Origin of the sequence: Tepidiforma thermophila (assembly GCF_002563855.1) — a bacterium.
Classification (GTDB): domain Bacteria; phylum Chloroflexota; class Dehalococcoidia; order Tepidiformales; family Tepidiformaceae; genus Tepidiforma; species Tepidiforma thermophila.
This window is the reverse complement of record NZ_PDJQ01000001.1, coordinates 284,147-303,155: the sequence shown is the minus strand read 5'-3', so window position 1 is coordinate 303,155 and position 19,009 is coordinate 284,147. Positions and strand designations below refer to the sequence as shown.

General features: G+C 68.0%; 20 protein-coding genes and 1 tRNA gene. 10 read left to right on the top strand and 11 right to left on the bottom strand.

Annotated features, from left to right (window positions below):
- Positions 1 to 3: 3 nt before the first annotated feature.
- The 3 genes from A9A59_RS01485 to A9A59_RS01475 are packed head-to-tail and all read left to right on the top strand — an operon-like array spanning position 4 to position 2,021.
- The gene (locus tag A9A59_RS01485) at positions 4 to 903 is read left to right on the top strand and encodes an enoyl-CoA hydratase-related protein (RefSeq protein ID WP_098502587.1); all 900 of its coding nucleotides are present in this window, start codon (positions 4 to 6) and stop codon (positions 901 to 903) included.
- A gap of 15 nt (positions 904 to 918) precedes the next feature.
- On the top strand, positions 919 to 1,632 hold the full coding sequence (locus tag A9A59_RS01480; RefSeq protein ID WP_133117468.1) for a DUF433 domain-containing protein: 714 nt from the start codon (positions 919 to 921) through the stop codon (positions 1,630 to 1,632).
- Positions 1,629 to 2,021, top strand: coding sequence for a PIN-like domain-containing protein (locus A9A59_RS01475; protein ID WP_098502585.1), 393 nt, complete (start codon positions 1,629 to 1,631; stop codon positions 2,019 to 2,021). Before A9A59_RS01480 ends, A9A59_RS01475 begins: the two co-directional genes overlap by 4 nt.
- A 34-nt stretch (positions 2,022 to 2,055) precedes the next feature.
- Here the strand turns inward: A9A59_RS01475 and A9A59_RS01470 are convergent, their stop codons facing one another.
- Both A9A59_RS01470 and A9A59_RS01465 read right to left on the bottom strand, forming a co-directional pair.
- Positions 2,056 to 3,228 carry a cytochrome P450 gene (locus A9A59_RS01470; protein WP_098502584.1) on the bottom strand — a complete coding sequence of 391 codons (1,173 nt, stop codon included), beginning with the start codon at positions 3,226 to 3,228 and terminating at the stop codon, positions 2,056 to 2,058.
- Positions 3,229 to 3,325: 97 nt separating this feature from the next.
- On the bottom strand, positions 3,326 to 4,174 hold the full coding sequence (locus A9A59_RS01465; RefSeq protein WP_098502583.1) for a DNA adenine methylase: 849 nt from the start codon (positions 4,172 to 4,174) through the stop codon (positions 3,326 to 3,328).
- Positions 4,175 to 4,248: 74 nt separating this feature from the next.
- Here A9A59_RS01465 and A9A59_RS01460 point away from each other — a divergent pair, with 74 nt between their 5' ends.
- The 3 genes from A9A59_RS01460 to A9A59_RS01450 all read left to right on the top strand — a co-directional run bounded on the left by A9A59_RS01460 (position 4,249) and on the right by A9A59_RS01450 (position 8,805).
- Positions 4,249 to 5,136: an NUDIX hydrolase gene (locus A9A59_RS01460; RefSeq protein WP_098502582.1), complete on the top strand. Its 888-nt coding sequence runs from the start codon at positions 4,249 to 4,251 to the stop codon at positions 5,134 to 5,136.
- 150 nt (positions 5,137 to 5,286) lie between these two features.
- Positions 5,287 to 7,947 carry a DNA gyrase subunit A gene (gyrA, locus tag A9A59_RS01455; RefSeq protein WP_165772424.1) on the top strand — a complete coding sequence of 887 codons (2,661 nt, stop codon included), beginning with the start codon at positions 5,287 to 5,289 and terminating at the stop codon, positions 7,945 to 7,947.
- A gap of 15 nt (positions 7,948 to 7,962) precedes the next feature.
- A complete protein-coding gene (locus A9A59_RS01450; protein ID WP_098502581.1) occupies positions 7,963 to 8,805 on the top strand; it encodes an EamA family transporter in 843 nt (280 codons plus the stop codon).
- A gap of 12 nt (positions 8,806 to 8,817) precedes the next feature.
- On the opposite strand, the gene A9A59_RS01445 is transcribed toward A9A59_RS01450, so the two are convergent.
- Both A9A59_RS01445 and A9A59_RS01440 read right to left on the bottom strand, forming a co-directional pair.
- Complete coding sequence (locus A9A59_RS01445) at positions 8,818 to 9,579, bottom strand: YceI family protein (RefSeq protein WP_098502580.1); 762 nt, start codon at positions 9,577 to 9,579, stop codon at positions 8,818 to 8,820.
- Between the two features lie 184 nt (positions 9,580 to 9,763).
- A complete protein-coding gene (locus A9A59_RS01440) occupies positions 9,764 to 11,068 on the bottom strand; it encodes a thiolase family protein (protein WP_165772423.1) in 1,305 nt (434 codons plus the stop codon).
- A 169-nt stretch (positions 11,069 to 11,237) separates the two neighbouring features.
- Here A9A59_RS01440 and A9A59_RS14220 point away from each other — a divergent pair, with 169 nt between their 5' ends.
- A complete protein-coding gene (locus tag A9A59_RS14220) occupies positions 11,238 to 11,972 on the top strand; it encodes a hypothetical protein (RefSeq protein ID WP_181950224.1) in 735 nt (244 codons plus the stop codon).
- Positions 11,973 to 12,010: 38 nt separating this feature from the next.
- Entirely contained in the window at positions 12,011 to 12,160 is a 150-nt protein-coding gene (locus tag A9A59_RS01430) for a nucleotidyltransferase domain-containing protein (RefSeq protein ID WP_098502578.1), read from the top strand.
- A gap of 7 nt (positions 12,161 to 12,167) precedes the next feature.
- Here A9A59_RS01430 and A9A59_RS01425 read toward each other — a convergent pair whose 3' ends face one another.
- The 5 genes from A9A59_RS01425 to A9A59_RS01405 form a co-directional block, all read right to left on the bottom strand.
- Positions 12,168 to 12,464, bottom strand: a complete 297-nt coding sequence (locus tag A9A59_RS01425; protein ID WP_098502577.1) for a zinc ribbon domain-containing protein — start codon at positions 12,462 to 12,464, stop codon at positions 12,168 to 12,170.
- On the bottom strand, positions 12,454 to 12,747 hold the full coding sequence (pspAA, locus tag A9A59_RS01420) for a PspA-associated protein PspAA (protein ID WP_165772422.1): 294 nt from the start codon (positions 12,745 to 12,747) through the stop codon (positions 12,454 to 12,456). The genes A9A59_RS01425 and pspAA overlap by 11 nt, the downstream gene beginning before the upstream one ends.
- A gap of 11 nt (positions 12,748 to 12,758) precedes the next feature.
- Positions 12,759 to 13,466, bottom strand: coding sequence for a PspA/IM30 family protein (locus A9A59_RS01415; RefSeq protein ID WP_098502575.1), 708 nt, complete (start codon positions 13,464 to 13,466; stop codon positions 12,759 to 12,761).
- A gap of 115 nt (positions 13,467 to 13,581) precedes the next feature.
- Positions 13,582 to 14,526, bottom strand: coding sequence for a TerC family protein (locus A9A59_RS01410; RefSeq protein WP_278286750.1), 945 nt, complete (start codon positions 14,524 to 14,526; stop codon positions 13,582 to 13,584).
- Between the two features lie 481 nt (positions 14,527 to 15,007).
- Positions 15,008 to 15,083: transfer RNA gene (locus tag A9A59_RS01405), tRNA-Thr, on the bottom strand.
- A gap of 425 nt (positions 15,084 to 15,508) precedes the next feature.
- On the opposite strand from A9A59_RS01405, the gene A9A59_RS13615 reads away from it, so the two are divergent.
- Together A9A59_RS13615 and A9A59_RS01390 are read left to right on the top strand one after the other, a co-directional pair.
- Positions 15,509 to 16,171, top strand: coding sequence for a hypothetical protein (locus A9A59_RS13615; protein WP_133117466.1), 663 nt, complete (start codon positions 15,509 to 15,511; stop codon positions 16,169 to 16,171).
- Positions 16,172 to 16,482: 311 nt separating this feature from the next.
- Positions 16,483 to 17,688 (top strand): hypothetical protein, encoded by a 1,206-nt coding sequence (locus A9A59_RS01390; RefSeq protein WP_133117465.1) that lies wholly within the window; start codon positions 16,483 to 16,485, stop codon positions 17,686 to 17,688.
- Here the strand turns inward: A9A59_RS01390 and A9A59_RS01385 are convergent.
- Positions 17,675 to 18,235, bottom strand: coding sequence for a CRISPR-associated endonuclease Cas3'' (locus tag A9A59_RS01385; protein ID WP_098502571.1), 561 nt, complete (start codon positions 18,233 to 18,235; stop codon positions 17,675 to 17,677). The two genes, A9A59_RS01390 and A9A59_RS01385, sit on opposite strands and share 14 nt — an antisense overlap.
- Positions 18,236 to 18,342: 107 nt before the next feature.
- Positions 18,343 to 19,005 carry a hypothetical protein gene (locus tag A9A59_RS01380; protein WP_098502570.1) on the bottom strand — a complete coding sequence of 221 codons (663 nt, stop codon included), beginning with the start codon at positions 19,003 to 19,005 and terminating at the stop codon, positions 18,343 to 18,345.
- Between the last annotated feature and the right edge of the window lie 4 nt (positions 19,006 to 19,009).

Sequence of the window (19,009 nt, the reverse complement as noted above, 5' to 3'; positions counted from 1 at the left end):
GTCATGAGCCGCGCCTACGAAAACCTCCTGATCGACCGCGTCGGGACCGACGGCCGCGTCGCCCGCATCACCCTCAACCGCCCCGAAAAGATGAACGCCCTCTCCCAGGAGCTCCTCTTCGAGTTCTGGGACGCCCTCCACGACCTCGAGGCCGACGACACCGCCCGCGTCATCATCGTCCGCGGCGCCGGCCGCACCTTCAGCGCCGGGTACGACCTCGCCCCGCCCCGCGGCGGCGCCGACGGCGTCGTTCGCCGCTACCGCACCACCGACGAAAAAGGCCGCCGGCTGCTCATGGGCATCCGCACCGGTATGCAGCAGATTACCGACATCCACCTGTACTTCTGGAACATGGCGAAGGTGACCATCGCCCAGGTCCACGGCTACGCCCTCGCCGGCGGCTGCGAACTCGCCATGATGGCCGACCTCGTCGTCGCCGCCGAAGACGCCCAGCTCGGCCACCCGGGCCTCCGGGGCCTCGGCACCAGCCGCACCGGCGTCATCTGGCCGCTCGTCATCGGCATGCGCAAGGCGAAAGAGCTCTACTACACCGGCGACTCCATCTCCGGCCGCGAAGCCGAGCGGATCGGCATGATCAACTACGCCTGGCCGAAAGAGGAGCTCGAGGAGAACACCATCGCCCTCGCCGACCGGCTCGCCAACGCCACCGCCGACCACCTCGCCATCCTCAAACTCAACATGAACCGCTTCTACGAGAACATGGGCATCTACTCGTCGGTGCGCAGCTCGACCGACATGGACGCCATGGCCCAGATGACCAGCTTCAGCTACGCCTGGCAGGACCGGATGCGCGAGAGCATGGAGGCCGGCACCGGCCTCAAAGGCGCCATCGACTGGCGCGAAGGCATGTACCGCAACCTCCCGCCCGGCCTCAAGCGCTAGCCCGCGGAGGAGATTGTGGACTGGAACCGTATCCCTGAACCCGACGCTGATCTGCTCGACCGGATTCGCCGCGAACCCCGCTACACCATCACGGAAGCGGCGCGGCTCGCGGGGGCCTCGCCGCAGCTTGTTCGAGCGTGGCTCCGCGGCCGAACGACGACGCCCGGGGGAAGAGGCTTTCGGCCGGTCGTTCCGCACGAAGGCCCATTGCTGTCGTTTTTGGACCTGGCGGAAATCGTTGTCGTCCGCGGATTCCGCGAGGGCCGCGACGGCGTCGCCCGCATCTCCCTCCAGCGGCTCCGCGTCGCCCATGAATTCGCTCGCCACGCCTTGGGGATAGAGCACCCCTTCGCCAGCCGGCGGCTGTTCTACGAGGGCGGCCACATCATGCACGAGTTCGAGGGCGCCAACCCCGGACCGGGCCGGCTTTCCATCGACCTCGGCGGACAGTTCGCACTGCCCTACTCGGTTCAGGAGCTCGGCGAGCAGTTCGACTTCGACACGACCCTCGACCGGCTCGCACTCCGCTGGTTCCCGGCCGGCCGCGCGGTCCAGGTGGTGGTCGACCCGGCAGTCGCCGTCGGCCGACCGACCATCGCCGGCCGGAATCTCAGGGTGGACGTCATTGCCGGGCGCTTCAAACGGGCCGGAGAGAGCATTGACTGGATCGCTGAGGACCTCGAACTCGACAGGGAGGTCGTTGAGGCTGCCCTCCGGATCGCAGCGTGAGGCTCTTCTTCGACGAGAGCATGGGCACGAAAGTGCCCGGCGCGCTCCTCCACATCGGTGTGCCCGGTGCGGAGGATATTGAGCGGCCGAAGCGCGGCGGCCCCATCCAGCAGGGAGCGGCCGACCCCGCCTGGCTTCGGTGGGTTGGCCAGCACGGCTATCTCGGCCTATCCGAGGACACGGCAATCCTCCAGAGTGTCGCGCTGGTTGACCTCATACGGCTCAGCAATTGCGGCCTCGTCTTCCTGAAGACCGGCCAGGCACCGCGGTGGGAGGTCTTGCGGCTCCTCCTCATTCGCTGGGAATGGCTTCAGGCGGTCGAACGCGACGTGCCGCGGCCGTTCGCCTTCGTGCTGGGCAGAAATAGACGAGCCCGCCGGGTGCTCTGACCGCAACCTCCCGCCCGGCCTCAAGCGCTAGCCCTCACCGCCGCCGGAACGCAATCGGCAGCTCCAGCACCCCGCGCATGAAGAACGTCGGCACCCGCGGCAGCGGCCCCTCCGTCGTCCGTTCGAATCCCGTCGCCGCGCCGAGCAGCTCCTCGTAGGCCACCCGCGCCTCCAGCCGCGCCAGCGGCGCCCCAAGGCAGAAGTGAATCCCCATCCCGAACGCCAGGTGCCGGTTCGGCGAGCGCGTCACATCAAACCGCAGCGGCTCCGGGAACTGCTCCGGGTCGCGGTTCGCCGCCGCCAGCCACACCAGCGTCACCATCCCCGCCGGGATCGTCCGGCCCCGCAGCTCCACATCCCGCGTGGGCCGGCGGGCCGTCGCCTGCACCGGCGAATTGAACCGCAGCACCTCCTCCAGCGCCGAGGGGATGAGCGCCGGGTTCGCCTCCACCTTCGCCAGCTCGTCCCGGTGCTCCATGAAGCTCAGCATCGCGTTGCTGATCAGGTTCGTCGTCGTCTCGTTCCCGGCTACCAGCAGCAGGATCAGCATCTGCAGCAGGTCGGTGAACGTCAGCCGCTCGCCGTCCTGCTCCGCCTCCACCAGCCCGCTGATCAGGTCGTTCCGCGGATGCCGGCGCCGCTCTTCCGTCATCCGGGTGAAGTACTCCCGCATCTCCTCGAACACCTCGGCCCGGATCTGCCGCCCGCTCCCGAACCCCGTACCGAGGCTCGCGACCACCTCGTCCGACCACTCCTTGAACTGCGCCCGGTCCTCCGGCGGAATCCCAAGAATCTCGGCGATGACAATGACCGGCAGCGGGTATGCCAGCGCGGCCACCAGGTCGCACGCTTCCGCCTCGAGGGCCGGCTCCAGCAGCTCCCGCGTAATCTCCCGGATGCGCGGCTCCAGCTGCTCCACCATCCGCGGTGTAAACGCCTGGTTCACCAGCGACCGCAGCCGTGTGTGCCGCGGCGGGTCCGAATTCAGCATCGTTGGCTCCGGCGGGTCCGCCACGTCCGGCGGCGGCGGGAACCGCGACGACCACGTCTCCCAGTCCTTCAGGATCCCGACGCAGTCGTCGTACCCGAAGACCATCGCCAGGCCCCGGTCCGGCAGGACCAGCGGGCTCATCGCCCGCCCCAGCTCGTAGGACGGAAACGGATTCTCCAGGAATGCCGGGTCGTTCACATTCGGCGCAGCAACCATCGACCACCTCCGCCGACCCAGTATACCCCAAAACCCGAACGAGATTCGCGTTCACTCCCCGTTCCCCGCTCCCGTCTCCAACCTCCAGGCTCCTCCCTCATCCCTTCTCCCTTCTCCCTCCGAAAAACAGGTACTCCTCCACCGGCGCCCGCCGGTCACCCCGCGAATTAATCGCCCGCGACATCTGCACCGTCAGCGGCCGCAGCCCCTCGTAGAGCGCCGCAATCGCCGGGTGCGCCGAATTGGACAGCGCGAACCACGCCCCCCGCGCCGCCAGCCCCCGGACCGCTGCCGCCAGCCGCACCTGGTCGTCCCAACCGAACGCCCGGTCCGTATACGCCGTGAACCGCGCCGTTGCGCTCAGCGGGTGATAGGGCGGGTCGAGGTAAACGAAATCTCCCGGGCCGGCCTCCGCGCATACCTCGGCGAAGTCCCCGCAGCGCAGCTCTGCCCCCGCCAGCTCCGCCGCGCATGCGCGCAGGTTCGCCTCGTCGCAAATCAGCGGCCGCACGTACCGCCCGTGCGGCACATTGAACCGCCCCTGCCGGTTCACCCGGTACAGCCCGTTGTAGCACGTCCGGTTGAGGAAGATGACCCGCGCCGCCCGGGCCGCCCGGCCCTCCGGCTCGCTCGCCCGCACCCGGTAGTACAGCTCGCGCCGCTCCTCCCGCCCCGCCGCGAGGTACGCCTCGGCCAGCGGCCGCAGCGCCGCAATCACCGCCTCCGGGTCGTCGCGCACGGCAGCAAACGTCGCCATGAGCTCGGGATTCGCGTCGGCGAGGACCGCCGGCGCCCGCAGCCCGCGCGCCCGCAGCCCGAAGAACATCGCGCCCCCGCCGAGGAAGGGCTCGATGTACCGCTCGACCGCCAGCCCGGCGATGCCCTCCGCAACCATCGGCACTAGCCGCGATTTCCCGCCGGCCCACTTCAGGAAGGGCGTCGCCATCGGCCACCATCGTGGCCTACCCGGGCCGCCCTCGGCAATTCCCCGGCCGCAGCGCAGGCTGCTACCGTGAAGGTATGACCTACAAGGCGCCCGGCTCCGGCCGCGAAGGCTCCGCCGTCCTCCTCGTCGCGCCCGATGGCTCCATCCTCCTCCAGCAGCGCGACGACGACGTCTGGCCCGCCGGCATCGGCCGCTGGACCATCCCCGGCGGCGGCCGCGAACCCGGCGAATCCCCCCGCGAAACCGCCCTCCGCGAATTCGAGGAGGAGACCGGCGTCCGCCTCCAGCGCCTCCGCTACGTCGAAACGGTCACCACCGACCAAATCCCCGACCTCCTCCCCTCCTGCCTCCACCTCTTCGTGGCTGATGACCCCGTGCCCCGCACTGCCATACAGGTGCGTGAAGGCCTCGATTTCCAGTACCACCACCCGCGGGCCTTCGCCGCCCTCCCCATGAACCCCGGCACCCGCCAGCTCCTCGCCCGCTTCACCGCCAGCGATGCCTACCGCGGCACCGTCGGCATGCTCCAGCCCTACCGGGTCGGCGTCGGCATCATCGCCCTCGACCGCTGGGGCCGCGCCCTCCTCCAGCTCCGCGATGCCGACCTTCCCCCCGAGCGCTACCCCGGCCAGTGGTCCATCCCCGGCGGCCTCGTCGAACCCGACGAACCGCCCGATGCCGCCGCCTTCCGCGAGTTCGAAGAGGAAACCGGAATCCTGCTCGAATCGCTCCGCCTCTTCCGCGTCTACCGCGCCGCCGAACTGCCCGGCTCCCTCACCCACGTCTACCACATCTACTACGACGACCCCGACCTGCCCGAGTCGCTCATCGAGGTCCGCGAAGGGCAGGCCTTCCGCTACTGGCACCCCTCCGAGCTCGACGCCATCCCCGTGGCCGGCCCGGCCGCCGCCGTCCTCCGCGAATTCTTCGCCAGCACCCACTACCGCCGCCTCTTCCACTGAGCCGCACCCTTCCGCGCACTGAGCCGCACCCTACCGCGTCCGCTCGCGAGCCCCCGCGGCCCTGCGCCCCTCCGGCCGGGGCCGCTAAACGCCAAAATGGTACAATGAACTGAACGATTTCCCCCGTTCGCGCCCGCCCCGGAGTCGCCCGTGTCCATCGAACCAACCTCACAGGTCCGCCCGGTCGAAATCGAACAGGAGATGCGCACCAGCTACCTCGATTACGCCATGAGCGTGATCGTCTCGCGCGCCCTCCCCGATGTCCGCGACGGCCTCAAGCCGGTCCAGCGCCGCATCCTCTGGGGCATGTACGAAGGCGGCGCCCGCGCCGGCACCCCCTACCGCAAATCCGCCGCCACCGTCGGCGATGTCATGGGGAAATACCACCCCCATGGCGACCAGGCGGTCTACGACACCCTCGTCCGCATGGCGCAGGACTTCTCCCTGCGCTACCCCCTCATCGATGGCCAGGGCAACTTCGGCTCCGTCGATGGCGACCCCCCGGCCGCCATGCGGTACACCGAGGCGCGCATGTCCCCGATCGCCGAGGAGATGCTCGCTGACATCGACCAGAACACGGTCGATTTCGAACCCAACTACGACGGCCGCCACGAGCAGCCCTCCATCCTCCCCTCCCGCATCCCGAACCTGCTCCTGAACGGCTCCTCCGGCATCGCCGTCGGCATGGCCACGAGCATCCCCCCGCACAACCTCGGCGAGATCGCCGACGCCATCTCGATGCTCATCGAGAACCCCGAAACCACCACCCTCGATGACCTCCTCACCGTCATCCAGGGACCCGATTTCCCCACCTACGGCATCGCCCTCGTCGGCAAAGACAAGGCCCAGCTCCGGGCCGCCTACGGCGAAGGCCACGGGCGCATCACCATGCACGCCCGCACCACGGTCGAGGAATCGAGCAAGGGCCGCACCGCCATCATCGTCACCGAGCTCCCCTACCAGGTGAACAAGGCCCAGCTCATCGAAAAAATCGCCGAGCTCGTCCGCGACCGCAAAATCGAAGGCATCGCCGACCTCCGCGACGAGTCCGACCGGAACGGCATGCGCATCGTCATCGAGCTCAAGAAAGAGGGCTCCGTCCAGCAGGTCAAGAACCTCCTCTTTAAGCACACCGCCATGCGCTCCACCTTCGCCATCAACATGATGGCGATCGTCGACGGCGCCCCCCGCCGGCTCGGCCTGAAGCGCGCCCTCGAGCTCTTCATCGACCACCGCCGCAACGTCATCCGCCGGCGCACCGAGTACCAGCTCGAAAAAGCCCGCGAGCGCGAGCACATCCTCCAGGGCCTCCTCCGCGCCATCGACATGATCGACGCGGTCATCGCCACCATCCGCGCCGCCGAGTCCGCCCAGGCCGCCCTCGACCTCCTCCAGGGCGTCGGGCTCGTCCAGCTCGAACGGCTGCCTGCCAACAGCCCGGCCGCCATCCGCTCCCTCGCTCAGCGGAACCCCTTCACCTTCACCGAGGTCCAGGCCCGCGCCATCCTCGATATGCAGCTCCGCCGCCTCGCCGCCCTCGAGCGCCAGGCCATCCTCAACGAGTACGAGGAGCTCATCAAGAAGATCGCCGAGCTCGAAGACCTCCTCGCCAACCCGCGGAAGATCGACTTCCTCATCCGCGACGACATGAAGGAGCTGAAGAAGAAGTACGGCGACCCCCGCCGCACCGAAATCGTCGAGGCCGACCCCGAAGACTTCCGCGAAGAAGACCTCGTCCCCCACCAGGACTCCGTCGTCACCCTCAGCATCCGCAACTACATCAAGCGGATGCCCCTCGACGAGTTCCGCCGCCAGAGCCGCGGCGGCAGGGGCTCCCGCGGCGCCCCCACCCGCGAAGAGGACGCCGTCATGAAGCTCGTCGTCTGCGACAGCCACGACAACCTCCTCTTCTTCACCGACCGCGGCAAGGTCTACCACCTCCGCGCGTTCGACGTCCCCGACACCAAGAAGCAGGCCAAGGGCCTTCCCATCGTCAATCTCATCGACCTCGAACCCGGTGAGCGGGTCACCACCATCCTGCCCGTCCGCTCCTACGACCGCGACTTCATCCTCCTCGCCACCCGCAACGGCGAAATCAAGAAGACCCGCCTCTCCGAGTTCGAAGAGGTCCGTCGCAACGGCAAGATCGCCTTCAACCTCGATGAGAACGACCAGCTCATCGCCGCACGCCTGGCCACCAATGAAACCCACGTCATCCTCGTCTCCAGCGATGGCCTCGCCATCCGCTTCAAAATCGACGACCTGCGCGATGCCAGCCGCGCCAGCGGCGGCGTCCGCGGCATGAAGCTGCGGCCCGGTGCCTACGTCGTCGGCGTCGAAACCACCGACGATGGCTCCGACCTCCTCATCATCTCCGAGCGCGGCTTCGGCAAGCGCACCTCCATCGACGAATACCCCCTCCAGGGCCGGGGCGGCCAGGGCGTCAAGACCCTCAACATCACCGAGAAAACCGGCAACGTCGCCGCCTGCCGCATGGTCGACCCTCGCCAGGACCTCCTCCTCGTCACGCGCGACGGCATCGTCGTCCGCACCCGCGTCTCCGAGATCAGCCGCATCGGCCGCAACACCCAGGGCGTCACCGTGATGCGCGTCGGTGAGGGTGACGCCGTCGCCAGCATCGCCGCCTTCATGATGGAGGACGACGGCCAGGCCGGGAGCCGCCGCCGGGCACGCCCCTCCGGCAACGGCGCCGACCCCGATGCCGCCCTGAACGAGACGCTCCCCCTCGGCCTCGATGTCGATGACGCCGGGGATGGGCACGGCGGAGACGAGGCGGCCAACGGCGACTGACGGCGCACGCCCCGCATGACCTCCATCCTCTTCGGCCTCGGCGCCGCCGTCGCCTGGGGCACCTCAGACTTCCTCGGGGGCCGGTTCACCAGCCGGCTCCCCGTCTTCACCGTCGGGCTCGCCTCCCACCTGGCCGCCGTCTTCCTTCTCGGCCTCGCCGTCCTCGTGGCCCGGCCCGGTGCCTCCGCCGACGCCGTCCGCTGGGGGCTCACCGCCGGCCTCGCCACCAGCTTCGGCGGCCTCGCCCTCTATAAAGGCCTCTCCCTCGGCGAATCCGCCGTCGTCGCCCCGCTCTCCGCCTGCGGTGCAGTGATCCCGGTCGCCGCCGCCATCCTTACCGGGGCCGCGCCGGGGCCCGCAGCGCTTGCCGGCATCGCCCTCGCCCTCGCGGGCGTCGCCCTCGTCTCACTCCCCGCCGAGGGGCGCCTCTTCACCCATGGCCGCCACCTGCTGCCCGTCGCCCTTGGGCTCACAGCAGCGCTCGGCTTCGGCCTCTTCTTCCTGCTCATCGACCGCGCGTCCGCCAGCGATGGCGATGCCCTCGTCGGCGTCCTCTCGGCCCGGGCCGGTGCGGCGCTGTTCACCGCTGCGGCCGGGGCGCTCGTCGGCGGGCTCCGCTGGCCGGGTGCCGGGCGCAGCCTCCGCCTGGCCTCGGTCGGCGCCATCGACAGCGTCGCCAACCTCTCCTTCGCCCTCGCCACCAGCCGCGGCAACGTCGCAATTGCCTCGGTGCTCGGCTCCCTCTACCCGGTCCAGACTCTGGTCCTCGCCCGCCTCGTCGCCGGCGAGCAGTTCACCCGGCTGCGCCTCGCCGGCGCCGCCCTCGCCCTCGCCGGGGTCGCCCTGATCTCCGCCTGACCTGCCCGGTCCCTACCCCTGCTTCTGCAGCACCAGCTGGATCTCCATGACCCCCTTGTCGTCCACGCTGAGGACAATCGGCGCCCGCGGCTGCGCAATGTCGTAGTCGGCGAATCTGATCTCGAGCGACCCCACCACCACGATCAGCCCGTTCTCCAGCTTCGCCTGCACCGGGATCTCCACGTCGCGGGTCACCCCGTGCAGCTCCAGGCTCCCTTTCAACGTCGTCGTCAGCGGCTCGCCGTTCGCGAACGACGCCGGCAGCGTCACCGCCTCCTTCAGCGTGAACGTCGAGGTCGGGAACCGGTTCGTCTCCAGCGCCTGCGTGCGCAGGGCGTTGTCCCGCTGCGAACGGTCGCTCTTCAGCGCCTGCATATTCGCGGTGAAGGTGCTCCCGGGCTCCACCCGGTTCCCTTTAATGGTCACCGAACCCTTCACATCGCTCGTCCGCCCCACCGCGGTCACTGCCCCAATCTGCGCCAGCTCCTCCTGCACCCGGTAGCCCACGAACGTCTCGCCTGCCGTGGCCACCGTCCACGTCCCGTCCAGGCCGCCGCTCGCGCTTCCGCCTGCCGGCTGCGTCGCACCGCCTGCCGGCGTCGCACCGGCCGCCGTCGGCCCGGGCACGGTCGGCGTCCGTACCGTCTCGAGCGCTCCCTCGAGCGACACCTCCTCCGGCGCATCGCTCCGGAAGTAGAAGAACCAGGCGGCGAAGACCGCCGCCGCGATCACCGCCAGCCCGCCCCCGCCGAAGAGAAGCAGCTTCCGATTCATGAGCAGACCTCCCGTGGAGCCTCGGCGCCTATCTTCGCTGACGGCGCCATACGTTCAGGTCAGAGCCCCTAACGAAGGTAAAGCCGAGGTCCAGAACCGGACCGGCGCACCGCGCCAACGAACGCGGCGCCGGGGAACCTCTCCCCGGCGCCGCGCATTGCTGCCAGTGCAGCCAGGTGGCGGTTTACAGCGCCTCGATGATGGTGCTGATGCCCATCCCCGCGCCGATGCACTGCGTCGCCAGGCCGTACTTCTTGCCGCTCCGCCGCAGCTCATGCGCAACCGTCAGTACGAGCCGCGCGCCGGTCGCACCGAGCGGGTGCCCGATCGCGATCGACCCGCCGTTCACGTTCACCTTCTCCAGCGGGATGCCCAGCTCCCGGCAGGAGGGGATGACCTGCGCCGCGAACGCCTCGTTGAACTCGACCCGGTCGATCTGGTCCGCCTCGATGCCGGCGTACTTGAGCGCCTTCTTCGTCGAGGGCACCGGGCCGAGGCCCATCACCTGCGGCTTGATCCCCGCAATGCCGTACCCCTTGATCCGGGCGAGCGGCTCCAGCCCCAGCTCCAGCGCCTTCCTCTCGCTCATCAGCAGCACCGCGCTGATGCCGTCGTTCGTCGGGCAGCTGTTCCCGGCCGTAATCCGCAGCTCCTGCCCGGTCGGGCTCACAATGCCCTTCACCGGCGGCAGCTGGCTCAGCGTCTCGATGTTCGTCCCGGGCCGGATGCACTCGTCGCGGTCGAAGATGATCATCGGCCCGCGCTCCGACTCCACCCAGTTGCCCTCGGCGTCGAAGACCGGGTCCTCCACCTCAAGCGGGATGATTTCGTCCTTATAGACGCCCTTCTCGTAGGCGGCCACCGCCTTCCGGTGGCTGTCGACCGCGAACTGGTCGAGCTCCTCGCGGCTCAGGTTGTACACCTCGGCCACGTTCTGGGCCGTCTGCACCATCGAAAGCACCGGCGAATAGTCGAGAATCTCGTCCGGGAAGGGCACCGAGAAGTTCTCGAAGTGGTCCGGAGCCATGTTCCGCTGCTCCGGCGTCTGCTCCAGCCGGCGCCGGTTGAACTCCGTGATCCGGGTGGTCGGGCCGCGCTGCCCGCCGCCGAGCTGCCGCCCCATCCGCTCCGCGCCCATGGCGATGCCGACCTCCGTCGCGCCCACCGCGATCGACTGCGCGATCCGGTGCAGCACCTCCATGCTCGAACCGCACTGCCGGTTCGTGTCGAAGGCCGAGATCTCCGAGGGCAGGCCGGCGAGCCGCGCGATCGTGTCCGCGCCGATGCCCGCCAGCTCCCCGGCGCCACCAACGTTCCCGAGGCCGATATCCTCGATCATCCGCGGCTGCACCTTCGGGTTCCGCTCGAGCAGCGCGCGCAGCACCTGCGCCCCCGCCTCATCGAGGCGCGTGGCCACCAGCTTTCCCCGCCCGCCGCGCGCAAACGCGGAGCGGACCCCATCGACGATGACGACGTTCTGAAGTTCCAAGGGCGTTCCTTCTTCCTGGGTTTCCCGGGCTGGGCCGGCATCCCCGGCCCGCAATGCTGTGCATGATAGGCGATCCTGCCCGGAAAGCGAATCGCCTTCGTTTGAACACGCCCGTCACCCCGCGCGCGACAGGGGATGTCGCCGGGCTCTGCTACCATCTTTCGCCGTCATGCGCCCGGGCATCCGCTTCGCGGCCCTCCTTGCTGCTGCTTCCGCTGCCCTCGGCGCGGCCGGCTGCGGCTTCGTCAGCGACCCGGCCCCCACGCCCACCCCGACCGCTACCCCGACGGCTACGCCCACCCCCACCCGCACGCCCAGGCCGACAGCAACCCCGACCCCGACAGCAACACCCACGCGGACGCCGACTCCCACGCCGCGGCCGCCGACGCCGACCCCGACCGCAACACCGACGCGGACGCCGACTCCCACGCCGCGGCCGCCGACGCCGACCCCGACCGCAACACCGACGCGGACGCCGACTCCCACGCCGCGGCCGCCGGCGCCCCCGCCCGGCCCGGCCTACCCCCCGCGCGCCGGCGGAGACGTCATCGAATCCTGCACCGGCTGGACCGACATCCCGGCATCACCCGGATTCAAGGTCCGGGTGGAGTGCGTCCGGTGGCGCTGGAACACGCTCTTCACCATCACCGTGCAGACCGACTATTTCGCCGATTTCGACTACCCGCTTCGCATACGCGTCGAAGTCGACCCTCCAAACGGCTTCTCGCAGACCGCCTCCGGCTACCTCTACTGGGACGGCCATTCGCGGGAGTTCGCCTGGCCGGGAGACTTCCTCACCTTCGGTGACCCGGTGACCGGAACGTACAGCATCACCGTAAAGGCCACCAACCAGGTCTCCATCGGATTCGTCACCATCGCCGCCGGCTCCTTCACCATCCGCTGAACCGCCCCGCCGCGGCTTCCTCCGCTACACTCACGCACATGGACCCCCGCACCCGCGCCGTCGCCGACTGGCTCGCCGAACGCCTCGCCCGGCACCCAGCCGTCCGGCGCGTCATCCTCTTCGGCTCACGCGCCCGCGGAGACCACCGCGAACGCTCCGACATCGAATTCGCCATCGACGCCCCCTGACGCCGGCCTAGACCGCCGCCTTTGCCCCGCACCGCGGGCAGAACTTCGCCTTCAGCGGCAGCTGCGCATTGCAGCTCAGGCAGCGGAGCTCCTCCCCCGGGCTCGGCAGCAGGCTCCCGCACTCCATGCAGAAGCGCGCACCGCCCTCGTTCCGCGCCCCGCAGTCGACGCAGAAGACGGGCGGCGCCGCCGCGACGCCGTCCCGCCCTCCGCCGCCCTTCCCCTCCTTCTCCCTTTCCTTCTTTTTCTTCTTGCTTCGGCGCTCGAACAGCTCCTCCAGCACCTCAAACAGCTCATCGACCATCGACAGCCTCCCTTGCCGGGCCGCCCGGGATCAGCCCGTCCGGGTCCATCAGCTTCCGCAGCTCCTCGAGCGAACAATCGACCGGCGGCACGAATGCGTCCGAGGGGACGATCTCGTCCGCCGGCAGCGGCTCGCCGCGCTCCTCGATCAGCCGGTGCATCGCCGCAAGGTGCTCCCGGAACTCGGTCGCATCCCCGCGGTTGATGTCATCATCCAGCGCCGCATCAATCCGGTTCAGCTCGTCGATGAGCGCATCATCGAGCCGCCACTGGCCGCGTCCCATCAGCCGCACAATCATCGGTTCGCCTTCCCCGCGGCCATCGCGGCCCGCAGCCGCTCCAGCTCCGCATCGATGCTCGCCTGCCGGCCCAGCGCCTCCAGCTCCCGGTCGATCCCCGTCGTCCCGCCGAGCGAATCCTCCAGCACCCCGCTCTCCAGCAGCTCCTGGATCGCCTGGCCGCGGCTCTTCAGCTGCGCGGTCCGGTCCTCCGCCCGCTGGATGGCATAGCCCACGTCCGTCATCTCCTCCGAGAGGCCCGTCACGGCCTCGCCGATCCGCACCGTCGCCTTCGCTGCCGTGTACTGCGCCTTCAGGACTTCTTTCCGGGTGCGGAACGCCTCAACCTTCGCCTGGAGCCGCTGCTCCGCCTGGACCAGCTGCTCCTGTTCCGCCCGCAGGTTCGCCACCTGCGCCTCAAAGCTCTCAATCTGCGCCTGTGTCGAAGCCTTCCGCTCCAGCGCAATGCGCGCCAGGTCTTCGCGTCCGTTCTTCAGCGCCTGCATGGCCTGCGCATCGAAGGTCGGCAGCTTCGCCCGGAGCTCCTCCGCCTGCAGCTCCAGCCGGCGCCGCGCGGCGGTCACCTCGACGATGCCCCGCTTCACGTCGCGAAGCATCTCGACCTGCTTCTCGTAGCTCAGGTCCAGCATCTCGCGCGGGTCCTCGAGCCGGTCCAGGGCCTTATTCGCCTTGGCCTGGAAGATCGCGGCTAGCCGCTTCAACATGGGGTTCCTCCCTTGTCCTTCCTGTCCCCGGGTCGCTGCCCGGGCGGTGATATGCCCGCGTTCGGTGCCGTCGCTGACACCTCACGATCGTAGCCGAACAGGCGGAAGCGGCGGGTCAACGGTTCGCCGCCGGTTGGTGGACTTCGGCGGGCGCCGGTTTCGGCCACCGCCACGAGGCGAGCAGCGCCGCCGCAAGCAGCCCGGCGATCACCGCCAGGCTTGCCAGCGACGGCACCTTGTACACATCGACCAGCAGCATCTTCGTCCCGACAAACACGAGGATGGCCGCCAGCGCCGGCTTCAGGAACCGCAGGCCGCCGAGGTAGCCGGCCAGCACGAAGTAGAGCGCCCGCAGCCCAAGGATCGCGAAGATGTTCGACGTAAACACGATGAACGGGTCGCCCGTCACGGCGTACACCGCCGGGATGCTGTCCACCGCGAACACCAGGTCCGTGCTCTCCACCAGCACCAGCACCAGGAAGAGCGGCGTCGCGTAGAGCACACCCTCCCGCCGGAGGAAGAACCGCTGCCCCTCGTACCGGGCCGTCACGGGAAAGAGCCGGCGCGTCAGTCGCACAAACCGGTTCGTTTCGAGGTCCGGTGCGTGCTCCTGGTCCTTCAGGAACTTGAGCCCCGTGAAGATGAGGAACGCGCCGAACACGTAAATCACGAAGTGGAGCGTGTGGATGAGGAACCCGGCCGCTGCAATCAACACCCCCCGCATTACCACTGCCCCGAGAATCCCCCAGAAGAGCACACGATGCTGGTACGCCGGCGGCACCGCGAACGCCCCGAAGATCAGCAGGAAGACGAAGACGTTGTCGACGCTGAGCGACTTTTCGACCAGGTAGCCCGTTAGCCACTCCACCCCCGCATCGCTGCCGCGGAGGAAGAACACGCCGGCGTTGAACGCGAGCGCCAGCGCAATCCATGCGACGCTCCAGGCGAGCGCCTCGCGCCGGGAGACCGCATGCGCCTCGCGATGAAAGACGCCGAGGTCGAGCGCGAGCATCCCCGCAACGATGCCGCCGAAGATGAGCCACGGGAGCAGGTCGGACACGGAACCCTTTCGCGGCCAGCAAAAAACCCTGGCCGCATCCCTCGTTCAGGATGTGCCAGGGTCTCACCCGGCGGAACCTCGCCTCCGCGGCCGGCGCCGAAGCGCGTGGTGACGGCCCGCAGATGCACCCGGGGTAGGGTGCCGGTTACTCCCCCTTGCACCATCGAGCGTAGCGGGCGCAGCCCGCGCGGGTCAAGCGAATCCCGAATTGCCGGCCGCCCATCGCTGCCGCGCTGCTTCCGTTGCCCGTGAGGCGCGCAAAGGCGCGGCCCGGTTCCGGGGTGAAGAATTGCGGCGCTGCGCGGGCGTTCGAATTCGCGGAGTGGCCGCGGTACGCGAGGTCAAGAGCCGGGGTTCACGTCGTGGGAGGCGTTCGAGAACGTCGGGCCGGTGCTCGCCGCGAACACTCAACGCGAGGCCGAAATCGGGTCAAAATTCGCACCCTGCCATTGGCGCCCGCGCGCGCAGCACACAGGGGAACTGGAGCCTCGACAGGGATTCGAACCCTGGACCTAGCGATTACGAATCGCTCGCTCTACCAGCTGAGCTATCGAGGCTCGCCTTCGCTAATCCTACCGCTTCGCCCCGCTTCGGTGAACCTTCCCGCGGCCAGCCCGAAGCGCTGGCCGGCGCAGGAAGCCAGCCTGGCCGGGGACGCCCTCGTGCAGCCCCGCAGCGTCCCTCCCCCGTCGCCCAATCGCCCGGCCGGCCTGTGGGGCGGGCCACAGCATCGCAGCTGTCGCTTCGGGCAAGTCGCCGCACGGACCGAAAACTTCCGGCGCCGCGACCGGCTGGCAGCGTGCGCTTCGGGCCCGGGGCCATGGCGCCGCAGCCTGAACCGCCTGTGCAACCACCTTCCCCGCCCGTTCCGTCGCCAATTGGCGACAGATTGCTGTCGCTATCGCAAGCCGGTAGCCAACACGCTATAATGCCGTGCCAATCGGGGCCTGTCCCCGGTGCGGTCGACTCTGGAGCCGGTAGCGTGGCCACCCTGTCCGAATACGAACGGCGTCTGAGCCAGGAAATTCCACGGCACACCCTCATCGGTGAAGTTCCGCTCGAGGAAGCTGAGCTCACTGACATCGCCAATCAGCTACGTCGCCTGCCAACTCATATCGTGCAGAGGCAATACCCGCACTGCCTGGCAGCGTTACTCGTTAATGTCGCCAAATTTCGATATGATGGAAATGAATACTGGCCCAAAGTTCGAGCGCTTTTAGATACACCAACCTACCAGATAAATCAGCCGGAACTTGGTCAGTGGTTCGCAGATTATCTTGAGCGGAATAATCTGCCAACGTTCCGACAGCTCGTTGAGGAAGGTGCATTACCTTACGTCACGCCAATTTTCGCCCATGCCATGGTTCCGCGGGCGCTGGTTCCATCCTTCATGGAGCACGTCATCTGGCCCAGCATTATCGACCCGCAACGTTACGGATATGACTTTTGGGAGATTCGCGAGCGGCTTATCGAAAATCACGCCGGGATCCCAATTCCGGTGTACAGGTTCGTCGTCTATGGCGGGCGCGTGGCCGAAAACGTTGTCCATCGCACCATGGATCTTGTTTATGGAATCGAAGATACCGGTCTCCCCTCCTGGTTCGTCGACCACGTAATAGCATGGATTGTGGGACGCGAACAGTAGCCGAGGAGGGTTCGTCAGAGATGGACGGCCCCTTCCCTCGTGTTCGACCCGGAATTCGTTCGCATGCTGCTTCGAGTCCCCTATATCGACAGCCCGCTAGTCCGCTGGAGGGTACAGCTCTCCGGGGGGTCGCAGTTCGATGTGCCCTGGAAGGAAAGCTGGAGGAGGTCAGCGCCGTACGAAGAGCTCCTGATCGAAGAGCCCTTCTCGTCGATCCGGCTATTCGCCTTTACTGAAAAGGGTTGCTGACGTCTCGCAGCTTTGAGGGACTATCGCCGGAGCGCCCGTTCCTGCTCTTCCATGGGAAATCGTTGAAAGCCATCAGCGGGACCCGGACCCTTTCCACCCGGAACTTCTTCCTCGTCGCCCCCGATGGGATGCGCGTGAAGGGCCCTGACGGAGAAATCGCCCCGGTCGAGGACCTTGGCGAGCCGGCCTCACGATGGCGGTCCATCGTCGCGAGGTCCTACGAGTTTCCCGACGATGTGCCGTACATCGCATTGACCATCCAGGGCAAAACATACGATCTCTTCGTCGACGCGGATGCAGAGCCGACCCTGGACTGCCCGGATCTGCCGGCCTGCCTGGAGCCCTACGGCGACGCCGCGCTGGCGTTTGAGACGAAACTCCCCACACTCGTCCTCCCCGGCCCTCCCGGGAGTCGTGACGTCGGCGAGTACCTGTCTGACTGGACAGTCTCAGTCCGTTCCGGCGATGGCATGGAACAGGGAAGGCTGTCGGCTGCCGAACTCTCGCCCGAGTCACTGGTGGGCGGTCGGGTGCGACTCCACCTCGAGGACCTGATCCCCGGCCGGGACGTTGGCAGGTGGCACCTCCGCGTCAATGGGCCGCTCGGCCGCAGCGCGGAATTTATCCTTGACCTGCTCCCTGACATGGACTTCCAGGTCGACGAGCATCCTGGTGTCGCAGGGCCAAACCTGGCAGTTTCAACGGTCGACATCACTACCAGAGACGGCATCAGCGTCCTCGAAGAAGGTGATTTCGTCGAACCGCCTCCGGGCGGGTGGCGGCTGTACGACCGCAACCGGAACGGGAAAATCCCGTTTACCGTCCGCGACATCGCGACCGGCCGGGAGACGACGGCGACAATTCGCCTGGCCGTCGCGCAATGGCGCTGGGCTGGTCTCGGCTTGGAGTCACCAGGCGAAAACACCCCTCTCCGGTTCGGCCTTGACGACCTGGCTTCGACGAAGGCCACAGTTCTGCTCGCCAGGGTTCCCCCGTCTTATGACGTCGAATTGCGGCTCGTTCAGCGCCCGGGGAGGCTCCTCCAAAGCAGGCGAGCAAGGGCGAAACAGCAAAATCATGCGAGATTCGCTGTCGGTGAGTTTCTGGACACCTTCGCAACGGCACCGCTTCGAGCTATGACTTCGAGCTGCAGCTCCTCTCTGCATCTGGAATCGCAGTTGGGCGCCCAGCCACGGTCGCCACGGTCGATACCTCAATTGCTATTGAAGAGGTATCCACCGCACATATGGGGCATCAGACATTGCTGAGCTGGCGCCAGAGTCGTGCTGTACCGGCAGCGAAGGGAACGGTGAGGTGTCTGACACGGCCATGGCAGGAGCCTTTTACCAGCCCTGTCGAGTACGACAACGGCACTGGCGTCGCCGGCGGAGCACCCGTAAACACACCCTCGCTTTCGGCAAGTGCCGCGAACCGTCGTGCCCGCTCCATCACGGTTCCCACATCGACCGGACACCGCTCCGGCCGATGCCGGAGTTCGACGAGCGTAGCTTTATTCGGAAGCCCGGAATGGTGCCCCGCGACCGCAAATGCTGCTTCAACACTGTTGTGCTCCACCGCCCACGCCGCCCCGTGCGCAGCGTGTTCGACCACCCAGTCGCGGCGTCGCAGCCGGTGCTCCTGGAACTCCTCGGAGTATTTCCCCAGGTCGTGCAGAAGTCCGGCCCAGCGAGCAGGCTCAGGATCGAGCCCGGCTTCGGCCGCAAACCTCGCCGCCAGCTCGCCAACGGCGAGCAGGTGGTCGCGAAGCGGCTGCCATTGGCCGTTCGGTCCGGTCGAACGTGCATAAAACGGCACGGGATCCTCCTGCCGATTTCTCAAGGCGCAGCATTCCCGGACAGGCGACCGACCTGCCCGCTCGGCCTCGCCCCCGCGTCACTTCGCACCCTGGTCCCGAACCCGCCCTACCGGGTGAAAACCCCGACCAGGGCGCCCGCCGATATCGCCCCGACCACGAGCAATCCGGCCAGCAGCGTCGTCCAGACCTTGCGAACCTGTGAATTTGCCTGCCGGACCAGCTCGGCCACCTGTCTGATCCCGGCGTCCAGCTGCCGGTGCTGCGCCTCCACTGATGCCTGGAGCGCGTCACGCGTTTGCGCGAGGCGCCCCTCCTGCTCCTCGGACAGCCGGTCCAGGCGCGCGACAGTCTCACTCCTCGCATTTGCGACAGCTGCCGCGAGCCCGGCGAGCTGGCCCTCGTAGCGTTCGAGCGCGAGCCCCAGGCTGGATGCCTGCTCGGCGGCTGCACGCGATGCCTCATCGAAGACACCTATTCCCCGGGTCAGTTCGGCACCAAGCAGCTCCACACGACGTGCGATGTCATGCTGGCCCGCGAGGAGCGCCGCCGTATCTGCCTCCCTCAGCGCTTCGATAAGACGGCCGATGGCGACCACCACATCGGTGAGTGTGCCAATCTGACCGCGAAGCTCCTGGGCGACGTCCGTTAGGGCGGTTGCGGCCTCGCTATAGTGCTCTGTCTCCGCCCGAAGCCGTTCAAGCCGTTCAGCCGCCTCGGCCACCACCTGCTCGAGGCTGACGAACTTCGATAGCTCTTCTTCAATGCTCATGCCG